The sequence below is a fragment of the Streptomyces sp. BR123 genome, assembly GCF_013401435.1.
GTDB lineage: Bacteria > Actinomycetota > Actinomycetes > Streptomycetales > Streptomycetaceae > Streptomyces.
This window is the reverse complement of sequence record NZ_JACBGN010000001.1, coordinates 93,350-109,551: the sequence shown is the minus strand read 5'-3', so window position 1 is coordinate 109,551 and position 16,202 is coordinate 93,350. Positions and strand designations below refer to the sequence as shown.

Sequence of the window (16,202 nt, the reverse complement as noted above, 5' to 3'; positions counted from 1 at the left end):
GACCCCGTCCGCCCCTCCCCGCCCGCTGGACCCCATCGACCGGTCGATCATGCGGCTGCTCCAGGCGGACGGCCGGGCCTCGATACGGTCGGTCGCCGAGCAGGTCCACGTGTCGCGCGCGAACGCCTACGCCCGAATAAACCGGCTCATCGACGACGGGGTGATCCGCGGCTTCACGGCCCGCGTCAACCACGAACGGGCAGGTCAGGGCGCCTCTGCCTATATCACTCTGAAGATCGTGCAGAACTCCTGGCGCACGGTCCGCGAGAAGCTCCGCGAGCTGCCGGGCGCTGCGCACATCGCCCTGGTCAGCGGCGATTTCGACGTCCTGCTGCTGGTCCACACCCCCGACAACCGGACCCTTCGGGAGCTGGTCCTCACCCGTCTCCAGGCCATTCCGGAGGTGCTCTCCACGCGCACGCTGCTGGTCTTCGAGGAGACGGACCTGCTCGACTCGGCCCCGGGGGCCGCAGGAGCCGGCCCGGCCCTCCCGGAGGACTGACGGCAGGCCGGCGGCGCCCGCCGAGGACGGGCCGGACGGCGCGAGAACGGTGCCGGACCACGGACGGATCCGGCCGGATCACTGCCGGCAGCGGCCGAAGGTCACCACATAGGTCCAGGCGTTGCTCGCGCCGGCCCCGGCCGGGTCGGCCGAACCGGGCTGCGCCCACCTGCCGATGTCGCGCATGGAGCCGTCGAGGATGAGCGCGCGGTGGCCCGGGCTGTTCATCCACCAGTTGACGGCGGCCTTGGGAGAACCTCCCGTGCCCCAGCCGGTGTAGGCGATCTCGCCGAACGCCCACGAGCGCGGGTTCGGGCAGTAGCCGGCCGCGGTGATGCGGCTGTGCGGCGTGGAACCCGTCTGCGGGTTGGTGTGCGGGTCCTTGCCCGGACCCCACCACTTCTGCTGGACGGCGGCGACCGCGTGTTGCCGGGCCGCGTTCGTCAGCGGTCCGTTGACGGTGAGGGCCGGCAGCCCTCGGCTGGTGCGCTGGGCGTTGATCAGGCACACCACGGAGGTGTCGCAGCCCTGGGCCGCGGTCGGGGGCGCAGCGACGGGTACCAGCGCGGCGGAGAGGGCAGCGGCCACGAGGGGGCCGAGAAGAGAGCGGGTTCGAGAAGCACGGCTTGTCACGAGGGTCCACCTCCCGCGGGGAACTGTGTGTACAGCGGTGCGGAGGTGGCGACCGGTCGCCGGGAACTTCTTACCCAGGCTGCCATCGGGTCGGCCCGGTCGCCATCCGGGACTCCAAAATCGCCGCAAGCCCGGCGATCCGTTCCAGCGGATCAGCCGCGGACCGTCCGCAGCCCGTCGAAGGCCATGTGGACCACGGCGTCGGCCAGCTGGTCCGGGGTGGTGCCGGGGTGCGGGCGGTACCACTCCACCAGGGAGTTGACCATCCCGAACAGCAGGCGGGTGGCCAGCCGGATGTCCACGTCCGCCCGCAGGTCCCCGTCGGCCGCGGCGGCCTGGAGGAGCTCCGCGACCCGGTGGTCGAACTCCCGGCGGCGCTCCAGCGCCCAGCGCTCGGTCCGGGTGTTGCCCCGCACCCGCAGCAGCAGCGTGACGTACGGCAGCTCCCCGACCAGGACCTCCACCGTGCGGCGCGTGACGTACTCGACCCGCTCGACCGCCCGTCCCTGCACCGCTCCCGGCTCGTCGAGCACGGCGAAGAGCCCGTCGAGCGCGCGGCTGACGGCGCGCTGGAGCAGCTCCTCCTTGCCCGCGACGTGGTGGTAGATCGAGGACTTGGAGATGCCCGCCGCCTTGGAGAGGTGCTCCATGGAGGTGCCGTCGTAGCCGCGCTCGTTGAAGACCTGGACCGCGACCGTCAGGAGCGACTCGGGGGTGTAGGTGTCCCGCCTGGCGGTCGTCATGCGCTCTCCTCCGCCGTGGCGGCGTCCTCGGGAGCCTCCTCGTGGGCGTCCTCTGCGTCCTCGGCGTCCTCTGGCGATTCCGCGTAGCCGAGCTTGAAGAGCGCCAGCGAGGGCGCGTAGCGGCCGCCCGGGCAGCGCTCGTCGAGGTTGTGCAGCAGGTCGTACGCCCAGTCGGCGCCGAGCCGCTCGTGCCATGCGGACGGCCCCAGCGGGTAGTTGACGCCGAGCCGCATCGCCGTGTCGATGTCCTCGGCGGAGGCCACGCCGCGGGCGACGGCGTCGGCGGTCAGGTCGATCAGCATCGCGACCGTACGGGCCACGATCATGCCCGGGACGTCGCCGATGACCGAGACCTGCTTGCCGAGCTTCTGGAACAGCCCGACGGCCTCGGCGAGGGTCTGCTCGCTCGTGTCCTCTCCGGCGGAGAGCGCGATGCGGGTGGCCCCGCGGTAGTCGAGCGCCAGGTCGAAGTAGACGACGTCGGTGAACTCGACGGAGGTCTTGCCGTCCGCGAGGACCAGCTGCCCCTCGCCGGGCAGCTGGATGTACGGGCCCCCGGTCCCGGCCGCCGTGACCGCGATCCCGGCCTCCTCCATCAGGTCCACCAGGTCCGCGGCGGGGCCGAGGTCGCCGACGACGGTGACCTTCTCCGGGGCCTCCGCGGGGGCGGCGGTGTGCGGGACCGGTGCCGGCGCGTCCGGGCCGTACGGGTACCAGCCGTGCCCCGACTTGCGGCCGAGGCGGCCCGACTGGACCAGCCGGCGCTGCGCGAGCGAGGGGGTGAACTTGGGGCTGCGCCAGAAGGACTCCCACACCGACCGGGTGACGGCCTCGTTGACGTCCTGGCCGATCAGATCGGTCAGCGCGAACGGGCCCATCTTGAAGCCGCCGGACTCGCGGAGCACGGCGTCGATGGTGGCCGGGTCGGCGCCCTGCTCCTCGTACACCGCGAAGGCCTCGGCGTAGAAGGGGCGGGCGATGCGGTTGACGATGAATCCGGGGGTGTCGGCGCAGCGGACCGGCGTCTTCCCCCAGCTCAGCATGGTGCGGTAGCCGCGCTCGGCGGCGGCCGGGTCGGTCGCGTGGCCGCTGACCACCTCGACGAGGGGGAGCAGCGGGGCCGGGTTGAAGAAGTGCAGGCCCAGGAAGCGGCCGGGGTGCGCGAGGCCCCCGGCCAGCTCGGTGACGGAGAGGGAGGAGGTGTTGGTCGCCAGCAGGGCGTCCGCGGCCAGCACCTCTTCGAGTGCCGCGAAGACCGCGCGCTTGACGCCGGTGTCCTCGACGATCGCCTCGACGACGAGCGCGGCGTCCGCGAGGTCGGAGAGGGCGGAGGCCGCGAGGATCCGGCCGTTCGCGGCCTCGGCCTCGGCGGGCTCCAGGCGGCCCTTCGCGGCCATGCGGTCGACGCGGTCCTGGACGATGGCGACGCCGTCGGCGGCGAGGGCGGCGTTGATGTCGTAGATCAGAACCCGGTGGCCTGCGAGGAGCGCGACCTGGGCGATGCCCTGGCCCATGGTGCCGGCGCCGACCACCGCAACGGTGCGGGACCGTTCGATTGCTGTCATGTCCTGATCCTCCCGCACCGAGTTCTCCACAGGTCCGCCGGGCCCTCTTGTCCCGACCGATCGTTCGGTTACTCTAACTCCAGTCTGCTCTTCTTCACCCGCCCCTGCCTGATCCCGGTCTGCGATCCAGCTGATCTTGCCCGGCTCAACGAGGAGTTGGTCCCTGATGGCCGCCGAGCCCACCGTCCCCCAGTCGTCCGCCCTGTCGGAGCTGTCCGCCAAGCACCGGCCCACCCTGGACCAGGCGCTGGAAGCCATCCGCAGCCGTGCCTACTGGTCCCCGCACCCCGAGCACCCCAAGGCGTACGGCGAGACCGCCCCCGCCGACGGCCTCGCCGCCTTCCAGGCCCTCCAGGGCACCCGCTTCGACCTCGACCAGCCGGGCACCGACGGCTGGACGGGCGGCGAGGTCTCCCCGTTCGGCCCCTCGCTGGGCATCGAGTACCCGCACGTCGACCCGGACGTGCTGCTGCCCGCGATGCGCGCCGGCATGGGCGCCTGGCGGGACGCCGGGCCGGAGGCCCGCGCCCTGGTCTGCGTCGAGATCCTGGCCCGCATCAGCGCGCGGACGCACGAGTTCGCCCACGCCGTCATGCACACCAGCGGCCAGGCGTTCATGATGGCGTTCCAGGCGGGCGGCCCCCACGCGCAGGACCGCGGCCTGGAGGCCGTGGCGTACGCGTTCGCGGAGCAGACCCGCGTCCCGGGCCGGGCGGACTGGTCCAAGCCGCAGGGCAAGAAGGACCCGCTGCAGCTGGACAAGGCCTTCACGGCGGTCCCGCGCGGCGTCGCCCTGGTGATCGGCTGCAACACCTTCCCGACGTGGAACGGCTACCCGGGTCTGTTCGCCTCCCTCGCCACCGGCAACGCGGTGCTGGTCAAGCCGCACCCGCGGGCCGTCCTCCCGCTCGCCCTGACGGTGCGGGTCGCCCGTGAGGTCCTGAAGGAGACGGGCTTCGACCCGAACCTGGTGGCCCTGGCCGTCGACCGCCCGGGCGAGGGCATCGCCAAGGAGCTGGCCGTCCGCCCCGAGATCAAGGTGATCGACTACACGGGCTCGACGGAGTTCGGCGACTGGCTGGAGGCCAACGCCCGCCAGGCCCAGGTGTACACGGAGAAGGCCGGCGTCAACACGGTCGTCATCGACTCCACGGACAACTACAAGGGCATGCTGGCGAACCTCGCCTTCTCCCTGTCGCTCTACAGCGGCCAGATGTGCACCACCCCGCAGAACCTGCTGATCCCGCGGGACGGCATCGACACCGACGCCGGCCGCAAGACGTACGACGAGGTCGTCGCCGACGTCGCGGCCTCGGTCAGCGGCCTGCTCGGCGACGATGCCCGCGCGAACGCGCTGCTGGGCGCGCTGGTCAACCCGGACGTCAAGGCCCGCCTGGAGGCGGCCGCCGGCCTCGGCGAGGTCGCGCTGGCCTCCCGCGAGGTGGCCAACCCCGAGTTCCCGGACGCCGTGGTGCGCACCCCGGTCGTGGTGAAGCTGGACGCCGGCAAGGCGGACGACTCCGCGCCCTACCTCTCGGAGTGCTTCGGCCCGGTCTCCTTCGCGGTGGCCGTGGACAGCACGTCGGACGCCCTCGACCTGCTGCGCCGCACGGTGCGCGAGAAGGGCGCGATGACGGTCGGCGCGTACACCACCTCGGCGGACACCGAGCGGGCCGTCGAGGAGGTCTGCCTGGAGGAGTCGGCGCAGCTCTCGCTGAACCTGACCGGCGGGGTGTACGTCAACCAGACCGCCGCGTTCTCCGACTTCCACGGCTCGGGCGGCAACCCGGCCGCGAACGCCGCGCTGTGCGACGGGGCGTTCGTCGCGAACCGCTTCCGCATGGTGGAGGTCCGCCGCCAGGCGTGACGGCGGCGGCTCAGCCGGGGTGGGGCCCTCCCCAGTGGAACAGGGCCATGGCCACGCTGGTCGCCAGGTTGTAGCTGGACACCTGCGGCCGCATCGGCAGGGAAACGAGGTGGTCCGCCCGGGCGCGCAGTTCGGGCGAGATCCCGTGCCGCTCCGAGCCGAAGGCCAGCAGCGCGTCGTCCGGGAGGGCGAGGGCTCGGATGTCCTCGCCCTCCGGGTCGAGCGCGTACACGGGCCCCTCGGGGAGGGTCTCCAGGCTCACGGACTGCACGGTGGTGGCGTAGTGCAGCCCGGCCCCGGCCCGCACCACGTTCGGATGCCACGGGTCCAGGTCGCCCCGGGTGACGACGCCCGTCGCCCCGAATCCGGCGGCGAGCCGCACGACGGCGCCGACGTTGCCCAGGTTCCGCGGGTTGTCGAGCACGACGATGGGCGCGGTCCGCGGCGTCCGATCCAGCAGGGCCCTCCCCTCGGCGGCATCGGGCCGCACGGCGAGCGCGGCGACCCCGGTGGGGTGCACGCGGGGGAGCAGCGTCCGCAGCTCGGCGGCGCGCACGAGCCGCGCGACGTCGTCCTCCACATCCGAAGCCAGCTGCGCGGCCAGCGCCCGCACCGCCCCCGGGTCATCGGCCACGGCGACCCGCACATCGGCACCGAACCGCAGCGCGTGCTTCAGCGCATGGAACCCGTCGAGCAGGACGAGATCGCCGCCCTCCGCAGCCGCATGCCACTCCCGCACCGTCTGTTCACTCATGCAGCGAGCCTACGACCCGCGCGAATCCAGGCCCGCCGGCGATCGGGGCGTGGGTCCCGGCAGAGCCCGGGGAACGTCAAGAGGGGCGGGGCGGTGAGCTGCTCCGCGCAGCGGCATCTACCGCGAACCGGCAGCCGCAGCCGGGTCCGGGCCGGCATCCGGGCCGACAGCCGCAGCCGGGTCCGGGTCGGCATCCCGGGACGGCGCGGGCAAGGCCACCGGCGGCGCCCCGGCCGAAGCCACCCCCGCCCCCGGTCGACGGCGAAGCCGCCCGGCCACAGCCCCGACCCCCACCAGGAACCCGGTCGGCAGGAACACCGCATCAGCGGCGATCATCGCCAACGAAAAGAACGGCAGCCCCAGCAACACCGCAATTCCCGCATGCTCCAGCATCATCACACCGAGCAGCACATTCTTGATCCGCCGGTGGAACACCGTGAAGGGAAACGCCACCTGCAGCACGACCGTCCCGTAGGTCAGCAGCATCACCAGCGTCCCGCTGCCCGCCAGCAGCGCCGACAGCCCGGGCCAGGGGCTGAAGTAGTCCAGCCCGAGCGGGTAGTACAACGCGGTCCCGTCCTGCCACCGCGACCCCTGGACCTTGTACCAGCCCGCCGTGGCGTAGATCAGGCAGACCTCCGCCATGATCACCAGCATCCCGGCGTTGTGCACCGCATTGGCCAGCACGTCCAGAAGGGCCCGCCCCTCGCTCCGCCCGGCGCCCTCCCCGGCCGCGAGGCCCTCGCTGCGCCCGGCCATCCACCACAGAGCGGCAGCCACCCACAGCGCGGTGAACGCCGCCGACCAGCCGAGCCCGAACCGCCCGGTCAGGGCCCCGTACGCGGACACGGCACCGAGCACGCCCCACAGCACCGGCCCGGCCGCCCCGGCAGAGGCGGACCCTCGCAGCCGCGCCCGCCGAGCGTCCAGCGACCACACCTGCGCACACCGCGTGAGCACCAGGTAGATCGCCATCAGGTGGATGACGTTGTCGCCGCCGTCGCCCATGAACACACTGCGGTTCTGCAGGGACAGCACCCCGGCCATGAACACCACGGACGTGGCCCGGGTCCGCCAGCCCAGCATCAGCAGCGCGCTCGCCAGCACCGCCGCCAGGTAGACCGTCTCGAACCACAGCACCGAGTCCGACCACAGCAGCACCGTGAAGGCGTGGTTCGACTCGACCAGCTGCCGGGCGAGCTCCCAGCTCCAGGGGCCGTCGGGCCCGTACAGCTCGTGCCGGTTCGGGTACTCGCGCAGCAGGAAGAACAGCCAGGTCCCGGCGAAGCCGATCCGGACGACGGCGCTCTGGTAGGGACCGAGCGCCTCCCCCGTGACCCTCGCCAGCACCCGCGCCGCGCCGGCCCGCGCCCGTCTCAGACCGTCCACCACGGCAGCTCCCGGTAGTACGTCCGGGTGTCGGTCCGCTCGTCGCTCCAGGCCGGCGCGGGTACCGCGCGCGTCGCCGAGCGCAGCTGGATCCGTACGACCTCGCCGTCCCGGCCGGTCGTCCCCGCCCCGGTGCCGGTCCCGGTCCCGGTCCCGCCGAGCCGGTTCAGGGCAATCCGCCGCAGGTACTGCTCGGACAGCTCACCGCGCTCGCCGTTGGGATTGTCGTCCTCGTCGTGGGAGCCGGTGAAGAAGTCCCAGGCCCGGCGCAGCTCGTTCTGCCGGGTGTGGCTCGGCAGCAGGCTGTGCTCGATGGCCGCGCCGTCTTCGGCGGACAGGTCGTGCCACGGCCCGGTGACCACCTCCCCGCCGGGGGTCCGGTATTCCGCCCGGACCTCGACCGCGACGTTCTGCTGGAGCGGGTTGGGGGCGAAGAGCTTCCAGTTCTGCTCGAACTCCGGGTAGATCCAGCCGTCGACCACCGCCGCGTGCCGCTTGCTCAGCGTGTTGGACGGCGCGACGTGCAGGAAGACCAGGGCCAGGTGGGCGCAGGCGGCGAGGCCGGTCGCGGCCAGGGCGAGGGCGGCGACGGCCCGGTACGGGCCGGACAGCCCCGCGATCCCCGGCGGGCGGACCTGCGCTGCGGCCTGTGGGAGAGCCGGCGGGACGGCCGGCGGGCGGGCGGGCGGAGCGTCCGCTTCGGCGGTCTCGCGCTCGTTCGATTCCATCGCGTCCCGATCGTTCGGCGTCCACAGGGTTGACCACAGAGGTTGACACCCTACGGGCCGCCGACTCACCATTGAAGGGAACGAACCGAACGATCGGTCGGTCGGGCGGTCCAACAGACTCTGGCAGGGAGCCGGGATGGTGGCAGTGACCCCGGAAGCGGGGCAGGACGCGGGGCTGGAAGCCGGCCTCGCGGCACAGCTCGCGGCGGCCTTCGACGCCGCGGTGGCGGCCGACGACCGCGTCGAGCCGCGGGACTGGATGCCCGACGAGTACCGCTCGACGCTCGTACGCCAGATGGCCCAGCACGCCCACTCCGAGATCATCGGCATGCAGCCCGAGGCCAACTGGATCACCCGCGCGCCCTCGCTGCGCCGCAAGGCGATCCTCATGGCCAAGGTGCAGGACGAGGCCGGGCACGGGCTGTACCTGTACAGCGCCGCCGAGACCCTCGGCACCAGCCGCGACGAGCTGCTCGACAAGCTCCACACGGGCAGGCAGAAGTATTCGTCGATCTTCAACTACCCCACGCTGACCTGGGCCGACGTCGGCGCGATCGGCTGGCTCGTGGACGGAGCGGCGATCACCAACCAGGTCCCGCTGTGCCGCTGCTCCTACGGGCCGTACGCCCGCGCCATGGTGCGGATCTGCAAGGAGGAGTCCTTCCACCAGCGCCAGGGCTTCGAGCTCCTCCTCGCCCTCTCCCAGGGCACGCCGGAGCAGCACGCGATGGCGCAGGACGCGGTGGACCGCTGGTGGTGGCCCTCGCTGATGATGTTCGGCCCGCCGGACGCCGAGTCGTCGCACTCGGCGCAGTCGATGGCGTGGCGGATCAAGCGGCACTCCAACGACGAGCTGCGCCAGCGCTTCGTGGACATCGCCGTTCCGCAGGCCGAGACGCTCGGCCTGACCCTGCCCGACCCGGACCTGAAGTGGAACGAGGAGCGCGGGCACTACGACTTCGGCGCGATCGACTGGACCGAGTTCTGGGACGTGCTCAAGGGCAACGGCCCGTGCAACGACCAGCGGCTCGGGCAGCGCCGCCGGGCCCACGAGGAAGGCGCGTGGGTCCGGGAGGCGGCCGCGGCATACGCCGCCAAGCACGCGGCGGCACCGGCCGCCGCGGCAACGAACGAGGAGGCAGGGGTATGACGCAGAACTGGCCGCTGTGGGAGGTGTTCGTGCGCTCGCGGCGCGGCCTCTCGCACACACACGCCGGCAGCCTGCACGCTCCCGACGCGGAGATGGCCCTGCGCAATGCCCGCGACCTCTACACCCGGCGCAGCGAGGGCGTCTCCATCTGGGTGGTGCCCTCCGCCGAGATCACCGCGTCCTCACCGGACGAGCGGGACCCGTTCTTCGCTCCGGCGGCCGACAAGCCGTACCGGCACCCGACCTTCTACGACATCCCCGAAGGGGTGAGCCACCTGTGACCGGCACCGACATCGCCGTGCCGGCTGCGGCCGCCCTCGCCCTCGGGGACGACGCGCTGGTCCTCTCCCACCGCCTGGGCGAGTGGGCCGGCCACGCCCCCGTGCTGGAGGAGGAGGTCGCCCTCGCCAACATCGCGCTCGACCTGCTCGGCCAGGCCCGCGTCCTGCTGTCGATGATCGGCGACGAGGACGAGCTGGCGTTCCTGCGCGAGGAACGGTCCTTCCGCAACGTGCAGCTGGTGGAGCAGCCGAACGGCGACTTCGCCCACACCATCGCCCGCCAGCTGTACTTCTCCCTGTACCAGCACGAGCTGTACGCGCAGCTCGCCGCCGGGGACGGACCGTTCGCCGGCCTGGCCGCCAAGGCCGTCAAGGAGACCGCGTACCACCGCGACCACGCCGAGCAGTGGACGCTGCGGCTCGGCGACGGCACCGAGGAGAGCCGCCGGCGCATGCGGGCCGGCCTGGACGCGCTGTGGCGTTACACCGGCGAGCTGTTCCAGCCGGTGGAGGGCCTCGACGGGGTCGACTGGACCGCGCTGGAGGACCGCTGGACGGCCGCGCTGGGCGCCGTACTGGGCCGGGCCGGGCTCTCCCTCCCCGAAGGCCCGCGCACCGGCGCCTGGGCCGCCGGGGCAGGCCGGCAGGGCCTGCACACCGAGCCGTTCGGCCGGATGCTGGCCGAGATGCAGCACCTGCACCGCAGCCACCCGGGGGCGACATGGTGACCCGCGCGCAGGAGGCGCCCGAGGCCCTGAGCCGCCTGGAGGCGGAGCTGACCGAGCTGGCCGGATCCGTCCCCGACCCCGAGCTGCCCGTGCTCACCCTGGCCGAACTGGGTGTCGTGCGCGGGGTGCGGATGCACGAGGACGGCCACGCCGAGGTCACCCTCACCCCCACGTACACCGGATGCCCGGCGATCGAGGCCATGTCCGCCGACATCGAGCGGGCCCTGACCGGCCACGGCATACCGGACGTCCGGGTGCGGACCGTCCTGTCGCCCGCCTGGTCGACCGACGACATCAGCGCCGAAGGCCGGCGCAAGCTGGCCGAGTTCGGCATCGCCCCGCCCCGCCCGCACGCGGCGGACGGGCCGGTCCCCGTCGCCCTGTCGGTGCGCTGCCCGCACTGCGGGTCGACCGAGACCGAGCTGCTCAGCAGGTTCTCGTCCACCGCGTGCAAGGCGCTGCGCCGCTGCACCGCGTGCCGTGAACCGTTCGACCACTTCAAGGAGCTGTAGATGGCCGCGTCCACGCCGTCGCCCGCGTCGGCGACGGGCTCCGCGCGTCCCCCGCGCCACGGCGCCTTCCACCGGCTGACGGTGTCGGCGGTCGACCGGCTCACCGACGACTCCGTGGCGCTGACCCTCGCGGTCCCCGAAGGGCTGCGCGCCGACTACCGGCACGCCGCCGGCCAGCACCTCACCCTGCGCCGGACGACCCCCGAGGGCGCGGAGGTCCGCCGCACCTACTCGATCTGCTCCCCGGCCCCGGATCCCGCCGGTCCCGGCCCGGAGCGGCTCCAGGTCGGCGTACGGCTCGTCGAGGGCGGCGAGTTCTCCACCTTCGCGCACAAGGAGGTCGCCGCCGGGGACGCGCTGGACGTGATGGTCCCGGCCGGCCGCTTCGTCATCGACCCGGCCGCCGCGCCCGCGGGCGGCCACTACGCGGCGATCGTCGGCGGCAGCGGCATCACCCCGGTGCTGTCGATCGCCGCGACGCTGCTGGCGGCCCGGCCCGACGCCCGGTTCTGCCTGGTCCGCACCGACCGTACACAGGCCTCGACGATGTTCCTGGAGGAGGTCGCCGACCTCAAGGACCGCTACCCGGACCGCTTCCAGCTGGTGACGGTGCTGTCCCGGGAGGAGCAGGAGGCCGGGCTGCCGTCCGGGCGGCTGGACGAGGAGCGCCTGAAGGGCCTGCTGCCGGCGCTGCTGCCCGTCGCCGACGTCACCGGCTGGTACCTGTGCGGTCCCTACGGGCTGGTCGTCTCCGCGGAGCGGGCCCTGGCCACGCTCGGCGTCGGGCGCGGCCGGGTCCACGAGGAGGTCTTCCACGTCGAGGACGCCGCCGCACCGGCCCGCGCCGCGGCCGCGGCTCCCGTGCACGGCCGGGTCACCGCCCGCCTCGACGGCCGCTCGGGCACCTGGCCCGTCCAGGGCGGGGAGTCCCTGCTCGACACGGTGCTGCGCAACCGCGCGGACGCCCCCTACGCCTGCAAGGGCGGAGTGTGCGGCACCTGTCGCGCGTTCGTGGTGAAGGGCGAGGTCCGGATGGACCGGAACTTCGCGCTGGAGGCGGAGGAGACGGACGCCGGGTTCGTGCTGGCCTGCCAGTCCCACGCGGTGACCGAGGAAGTGGAGATCGACTTCGACCGCTGAGAACGGCTCCGTCCGCTGAACCCTCCGGCGGCGGCCCCCCGTGGGGCTGCCGCCGGAGGTCTGTCCAATTCCCGGAAGCTGCTCTATCTTGACGCTCCGTCAGATCCAGGAGCCCGGGCACCGGTGTGCAGCCCTGGTACCGGTGTACGCGCGGGAGGACAGGCAGTGGACTTCACCTTCACCGAGGAGCAGCAGGCCGCCGCCGAGGCGGCGAAGGCCGTCTTCGCCGGGGTCGCCCCGGACGGCGTGCCCAGCCCGGCCCTGACCCCGGGCGCCGTCGCCGACGACTTCGACCGGCCGCTGTGGGCCCGGCTCGCCGCGTCGGACCTGATCGGCCTGGCCCTGGCCGAGGAGTACGGGGGCGCCGGCCTCGACGCCATCGCCCTGTGCCTGGTGCTGCGCGAGGCGGCGAAGCGGCTGGCCCGGGTGCCGCTGCTGGAACACTGCGCCACCGCCGCCGTCGTCCAGGCGCACGGCAGCCCCGAACTCGCCCGCGCGCTGCTGCCCGGTGCCGCGACCGGGAGCCTCGTCCTCACCGCCGCCGCCCACGGGCGCAGCGGCCACGACCCCGCCCCACTCGCCGTCGGCGCGCGCCGCGAGGGCACCGGCTGGATCCTCGACGGGGTGCAGACCGCCGTGCCGTGGGCGCACGCCGCGGACTGGATCGCCGTACCGGCCCACACCGGCGCCGGGAACGCCGTCCTCGCGCTCGTCCCGCGCGACGCCGAGGGCCTGGCCCTGGCCGACCAGTACTCCACCAGCGGGGAACTGCTCGCCGAACTCTCCCTGGACGGTGTCCGGGTGCCCGCGGCCCGTCTGATCGCCGCCCCGGCGGCCTGGGAGCGGCTGCACCGGCTCCTCACCGTCGGGACCTGCGCCCTCGCGTTGGGACTCGGCACGGCCGTGCTCGCCATGACCGGCGAGTACACGGGCAAGCGCGAGCAGTTCGGCTTCCCGGTGGCCACCTTCCAGGCGGTCGCCGTGCAGGCCGCGGACCGCTACATCGACCTGCGCGCCATGGAGGCCACCCTGTGGCAGGCGGCCTGGCGGATCGACGCGGCGACCGGCGGGGCCGGCGGCCCGCTGCCGCCCGCCGGGGACATCGCCGTCGCCAAGATCTGGGCCTCGGAGGGGGTGCGCCGGGTCGTGCAGACGGCGCAGCACCTGCACGGCGGCTTCGGCGCCGACACCGACTACCCGCTGCACCGCTACCACGCCTGGGCCAAGCAGCTGGAGCTCCAGCTCGGCCCGGCCGCCGCACACGAGGAAACGCTGGGCGACCTGCTGGCCGCGCACGCACGCACCGCCTGAGGCGCCCCGCGCACCCCGCGGCGCCCCGCGGGCGCCCGACGCGCTGCGGGGCAGGAGGTGGGGGCCTACAGCACGAAGGCCGGACCGCCGTTGTCGGTCACCATCGGTCGCCCGGCACCGTCCCAGGCCTGCATCCCGCCGTCGACGTTCACGGCGTCGATGCCCTGGCGCACCAGGTACTGCGTGACCTGCGCGGAGCGCCCGCCGACCCGGCACACCACGTGCACCCGGCGGCCGTCCTCCACGGCTTCCGTCAGCTCGCCGAAGCGGGCGGCGAAGGCGCTCATCGGGATGTGCAGGGCGCCTTCCACGTGCCCGGCGGCCCACTCGTCGTCCTCGCGCACGTCCAGCACAAAGCCTTCGGAGGGCACCGCGGCGGCGTCCACCGAGGGAAGCGGTCCGAAGTTCATACGTCGCCTTCTCTCATCACGGGTCGGACCCCCAACCTATCCGAGCCGGCCGGACTCACCCCGCCGCCAGGGCGGCGAGCTGAGCCTCCTTCTCGGACACCTGGGCCAGCAGCTGCTCGGCGATCTCGTTCAGCAGCCCGTCCGGGTCTTCGGGGGCCATCCGCAGCATCGCCCCGATCGCGCTGTCCTCCAGCTCGCGGGCCACCACCGTGAGCAGCTCCTTGCGCCGGGCCAGCCACTCCAGCCGGGCGTACAACTCCTCGCTCTCGCTCAGCCGCTGCTCCGCCTGCGCCGCCGGGCCGGCCGCCCACTCCTCGGCCAGCTCGCGCAGCAGCTGCTCCTCGCCCCGCCCGTACGCGGCGTTGACCCGGGCGATGAAGGCGTCGCGCCGCTGCCGCTCGGCTTCGTCCTGGGCGAGGTCCGGGTGGGCCCGCCGGACGAGCTCGCGGTACAGGCGCTTGACCTCCTCCGTCGGCCGCACCCGCTGCGGCGGCCGCACCGGCCGGTCGGTGAGCATCGCGCCCGCGTCGTCCGAGATCCCGTCGGAGCCCATCCAGTCGTGGAACAGCTCGTCAACCCCCGGCATGGGCATCACCAGCGAGCGCGCCTCCCGGGCCAGCCGCAGGTCCTCGGCGTCGCCGCTGCGCTCCGCCCTGGCCTCGGCGATCAGCGCGTCCAGCTCGTCGAGCCGTGCGTACATGGGGCCGAGCTTCTGGTGGTGCAGCCGGGAGAAGTTCTCGACCTCCACCCGGAAGGTCTCCACCGCGATCTCGAACTCGATCAGCGCCTGCTCGGCGGCCCGCACGGCCCGCTCCAGGCGGGCCTCGGGCCGCTCGTCGCCGGAGGCGCCGGAGGCCGGACCGGAGGCGCCGGAGGTCGCGGAGGCGGTCTCTTCACTCTGCTGCTCGCTCACCCGGCCACCCTAAGCCCGGTCCGGCCGGGCCCGGGTTTCGGCCAGGACACGACCGGAACGCTCAGACCCCGGCCTCGGCGGCGATCCGGCCCGCCTTCACCGCCGCCACCAGGTCCGCGTGGTCGGCCTCCGTGCGGTCGGCGTAGGCCACCGCGAACGCGGCGAACGCCTCGTCCAGCTCCTCGTTCTTGCCGCAGTACCCGGCCAGCAGCCGCGGGTCGGCGCTGTGCGCGTGCGCCCGGGCCAGCAGGGCCCCGGTCATCCGGCCGTAGTCGTCGAGCTGGTCCGCGGAGAGCGCCGCCGGGTCCACGCTGCCCTTGCGGTTGCGGAACTGGCGGACCTGGTACGGGCGCCCCTCGACCGTGGTCCAGCCCAGCAGGATGTCCGAGACGACCTGCATGCGCTTCTGCCCGGCCACCACGCGGCGGCCCTCGTGCTCCTCGGCCCTGGCCTCGAAGCCCACCGCGGGGAGGTGCGGCAGCAGCACCGACGGCCGCGCCTCCTTGACCTGGAGCACGAGCGGCTCGCCCCGGTGGTCCAGCAGCAGCACCACGTACGAGCGGGTGCCGACACTGCCGGTGCCGACCACGCGGAACGCGACGTCGTGGATCGCGTACCGGGCCAGCAGCGGCAGCCGATCCCCCTGCAGCGTGTGCAGGTACGGGCCCAGCGAGGCCGCCACGGCCGCCGCCTCCGCGTCCCCGACCCGGCGCAGCACCGGCAGGGCGTCCACGAAACGACGCCCGCTGTCGGGGCAGGGCTCGGTCGACTTGGCGGCGAACCGCGCCGAGGTGTTGCTGCGGGCCTTGTCCGCCACCCGCTGGAGGATGCCGAGCATGTCGCGGGCGTCGGCGTGCGTGACGAGCTGCTCGTCCGCGATCGCGTTCCAGGCGTCCATCGCCGGGAGCTTGGCCAGCAGCCGCACGGTGCGGCGGTAGGTGCCGACGGCGTCGAGCGCAGCGGCCCGGCAGGTGTCCTCGTCCGTGCCGGCCACCCGGCCGGCCAGGATCAGCGAGGTCGCCAGCCGCTTCAGGTCCCACTCCCAGGGCCCGTGGACGGTCTCGTCGAAGTCGTTCAGGTCCATGACGAGGCGGCCGCGGGCGTCGCCGTACAGGCCGAAGTTCCCGGCGTGCGCGTCACCGCAGATCTGCGCCCCGATGCCGGTCACGGGGCCGGCGGACAGGTCGTGGGCCATCAGTCCGGCGGCCCCGCGCAGGAACGCGAAGGGGTTCGCGGACATCCGGCCCACTCGTATCGGCGTCAGCTCGCGGACCCGCCCGGCGTTGGACTCCTCCACCGCGCGCACCGCGTCCGGCCGCCCGGCGGGCGCCTCGAAGCGTGCGTGCGCCGCGCGCGGCACCCTGCCCCGCAGCGCCTTGCCCGCCTCCCTGGGCGAGCCGTCCTCAGTCCGCGGGGCGAACCCCAGGACGTCCGGCAGCCGGCCTTCGCAGTCCGCCGTGTCCGCCATGCCCGCAGTGCCCGCCGCGTACGCCGCGCGCCGTTCCGCCATCGCCATGCTGCCGCCCCCGCCCGTGAGCACCGGGAAGACGCCTGCCGGCGTCTTCCCGGTGTTCCG

General features: G+C 73.7%; 17 protein-coding genes. 8 read left to right on the top strand and 9 right to left on the bottom strand.

The genetic code is table 11. The annotated features are described in order from the left end of the window. Positions 1-25: 25 nt before the first annotated feature. Complete coding sequence (locus HYE82_RS00535) at positions 26-502, top strand: Lrp/AsnC family transcriptional regulator (RefSeq protein WP_256986795.1); 477 nt, start codon at positions 26-28, stop codon at positions 500-502. 78 nt (positions 503-580) lie between these two features. Here the strand turns inward: HYE82_RS00535 and HYE82_RS00530 are convergent, their stop codons facing one another. The 3 genes from HYE82_RS00530 to HYE82_RS00520 all read right to left on the bottom strand — a co-directional run bounded on the left by HYE82_RS00530 (position 581) and on the right by HYE82_RS00520 (position 3,443). After that, on the bottom strand, positions 581-1,135 hold the full coding sequence (locus tag HYE82_RS00530; protein WP_309144150.1) for a CAP domain-containing protein: 555 nt from the start codon (positions 1,133-1,135) through the stop codon (positions 581-583). Between the two features lie 152 nt (positions 1,136-1,287). Beyond that, the gene (locus HYE82_RS00525; protein WP_179171863.1) at positions 1,288-1,878 is read right to left on the bottom strand and encodes a TetR/AcrR family transcriptional regulator; all 591 of its coding nucleotides are present in this window, start codon (positions 1,876-1,878) and stop codon (positions 1,288-1,290) included. After that, positions 1,875-3,443: a 3-hydroxyacyl-CoA dehydrogenase gene (locus HYE82_RS00520; RefSeq protein ID WP_179171862.1), complete on the bottom strand. Its 1,569-nt coding sequence runs from the start codon at positions 3,441-3,443 to the stop codon at positions 1,875-1,877. The genes HYE82_RS00525 and HYE82_RS00520 overlap by 4 nt, the downstream gene beginning before the upstream one ends. A 166-nt stretch (positions 3,444-3,609) precedes the next feature. On the opposite strand from HYE82_RS00520, the gene paaN reads away from it, so the two are divergent. Continuing rightward, complete coding sequence (gene paaN / locus HYE82_RS00515) at positions 3,610-5,310, top strand: phenylacetic acid degradation protein PaaN (RefSeq protein WP_179171861.1); 1,701 nt, start codon at positions 3,610-3,612, stop codon at positions 5,308-5,310. A gap of 10 nt (positions 5,311-5,320) precedes the next feature. Here paaN and HYE82_RS00510 read toward each other — a convergent pair whose 3' ends face one another. The 3 genes from HYE82_RS00510 to HYE82_RS00500 form a co-directional block, all read right to left on the bottom strand. After that, entirely contained in the window at positions 5,321-6,064 is a 744-nt protein-coding gene (locus HYE82_RS00510) for an RNA methyltransferase (RefSeq protein WP_179171860.1), read from the bottom strand. A 117-nt stretch (positions 6,065-6,181) separates the two neighbouring features. Further along, entirely contained in the window at positions 6,182-7,453 is a 1,272-nt protein-coding gene (locus HYE82_RS00505) for an HTTM domain-containing protein (RefSeq protein WP_309144149.1), read from the bottom strand. After that, on the bottom strand, positions 7,441-8,181 hold the full coding sequence (locus HYE82_RS00500) for a DUF5819 family protein (RefSeq protein WP_306439524.1): 741 nt from the start codon (positions 8,179-8,181) through the stop codon (positions 7,441-7,443). The genes HYE82_RS00505 and HYE82_RS00500 overlap by 13 nt, the downstream gene beginning before the upstream one ends. Positions 8,182-8,317: 136 nt before the next feature. Here HYE82_RS00500 and paaA point away from each other — a divergent pair, with 136 nt between their 5' ends. From paaA to HYE82_RS00470, 6 genes are all read left to right on the top strand, one after another. Beyond that, on the top strand, positions 8,318-9,331 hold the full coding sequence (gene paaA, locus HYE82_RS00495; RefSeq protein WP_179171858.1) for a 1,2-phenylacetyl-CoA epoxidase subunit PaaA: 1,014 nt from the start codon (positions 8,318-8,320) through the stop codon (positions 9,329-9,331). Continuing rightward, complete coding sequence (paaB, locus tag HYE82_RS00490; protein ID WP_179171857.1) at positions 9,328-9,612, top strand: 1,2-phenylacetyl-CoA epoxidase subunit PaaB; 285 nt, start codon at positions 9,328-9,330, stop codon at positions 9,610-9,612. Before paaA ends, paaB begins: the two co-directional genes overlap by 4 nt. Further along, entirely contained in the window at positions 9,609-10,340 is a 732-nt protein-coding gene (gene paaC / locus HYE82_RS00485) for a 1,2-phenylacetyl-CoA epoxidase subunit PaaC (RefSeq protein ID WP_179171856.1), read from the top strand. Before paaB ends, paaC begins: the two co-directional genes overlap by 4 nt. Continuing rightward, the gene (paaD, locus tag HYE82_RS00480) at positions 10,334-10,852 is read left to right on the top strand and encodes a 1,2-phenylacetyl-CoA epoxidase subunit PaaD (RefSeq protein ID WP_179171855.1); all 519 of its coding nucleotides are present in this window, start codon (positions 10,334-10,336) and stop codon (positions 10,850-10,852) included. Before paaC ends, paaD begins: the two co-directional genes overlap by 7 nt. Continuing rightward, positions 10,853-11,992, top strand: a complete 1,140-nt coding sequence (locus HYE82_RS00475; RefSeq protein WP_179171854.1) for a 2Fe-2S iron-sulfur cluster-binding protein — start codon at positions 10,853-10,855, stop codon at positions 11,990-11,992. It begins immediately after the preceding gene. Between the two features lie 165 nt (positions 11,993-12,157). Then, the gene (locus tag HYE82_RS00470) at positions 12,158-13,303 is read left to right on the top strand and encodes an acyl-CoA dehydrogenase family protein (protein ID WP_179171853.1); all 1,146 of its coding nucleotides are present in this window, start codon (positions 12,158-12,160) and stop codon (positions 13,301-13,303) included. A gap of 65 nt (positions 13,304-13,368) precedes the next feature. Here the strand turns inward: HYE82_RS00470 and HYE82_RS00465 are convergent, their stop codons facing one another. From HYE82_RS00465 to HYE82_RS00455, 3 genes are all read right to left on the bottom strand, one after another. After that, positions 13,369-13,713, bottom strand: coding sequence for a rhodanese-like domain-containing protein (locus HYE82_RS00465; protein ID WP_179171852.1), 345 nt, complete (start codon positions 13,711-13,713; stop codon positions 13,369-13,371). Between the two features lie 55 nt (positions 13,714-13,768). Then, complete coding sequence (locus HYE82_RS00460) at positions 13,769-14,530, bottom strand: J domain-containing protein (RefSeq protein WP_218782117.1); 762 nt, start codon at positions 14,528-14,530, stop codon at positions 13,769-13,771. A gap of 157 nt (positions 14,531-14,687) precedes the next feature. After that, positions 14,688-16,094, bottom strand: coding sequence for a DUF2252 domain-containing protein (locus HYE82_RS00455; protein ID WP_256986792.1), 1,407 nt, complete (start codon positions 16,092-16,094; stop codon positions 14,688-14,690). Between the last annotated feature and the right edge of the window lie 108 nt (positions 16,095-16,202).

Coding starts and splice junctions, on each gene's coding strand:
- paaB (WP_179171857.1), top strand. CDS start 9,328: ATGACGCAGAACTGGCCGCTGTGGGAGGTGTTCGTGCGCTCGCGGCGC.
- HYE82_RS00510 (WP_179171860.1), bottom strand. CDS start 6,064: ATGAGTGAACAGACGGTGCGGGAGTGGCATGCGGCTGCGGAGGGCGGC.
- HYE82_RS00525 (WP_179171863.1), bottom strand. CDS start 1,878: ATGACGACCGCCAGGCGGGACACCTACACCCCCGAGTCGCTCCTGACG.
- HYE82_RS00475 (WP_179171854.1), top strand. CDS start 10,853: ATGGCCGCGTCCACGCCGTCGCCCGCGTCGGCGACGGGCTCCGCGCGT.
- paaD (WP_179171855.1), top strand. CDS start 10,334: ATGGTGACCCGCGCGCAGGAGGCGCCCGAGGCCCTGAGCCGCCTGGAG.
- HYE82_RS00500 (WP_306439524.1), bottom strand. CDS start 8,181: ATGGAATCGAACGAGCGCGAGACCGCCGAAGCGGACGCTCCGCCCGCC.
- HYE82_RS00465 (WP_179171852.1), bottom strand. CDS start 13,713: ATGAACTTCGGACCGCTTCCCTCGGTGGACGCCGCCGCGGTGCCCTCC.
- paaA (WP_179171858.1), top strand. CDS start 8,318: ATGGTGGCAGTGACCCCGGAAGCGGGGCAGGACGCGGGGCTGGAAGCC.
- HYE82_RS00455 (WP_256986792.1), bottom strand. CDS start 16,094: ATGGCGGACACGGCGGACTGCGAAGGCCGGCTGCCGGACGTCCTGGGG.
- HYE82_RS00520 (WP_179171862.1), bottom strand. CDS start 3,443: ATGACAGCAATCGAACGGTCCCGCACCGTTGCGGTGGTCGGCGCCGGC.
- paaN (WP_179171861.1), top strand. CDS start 3,610: ATGGCCGCCGAGCCCACCGTCCCCCAGTCGTCCGCCCTGTCGGAGCTG.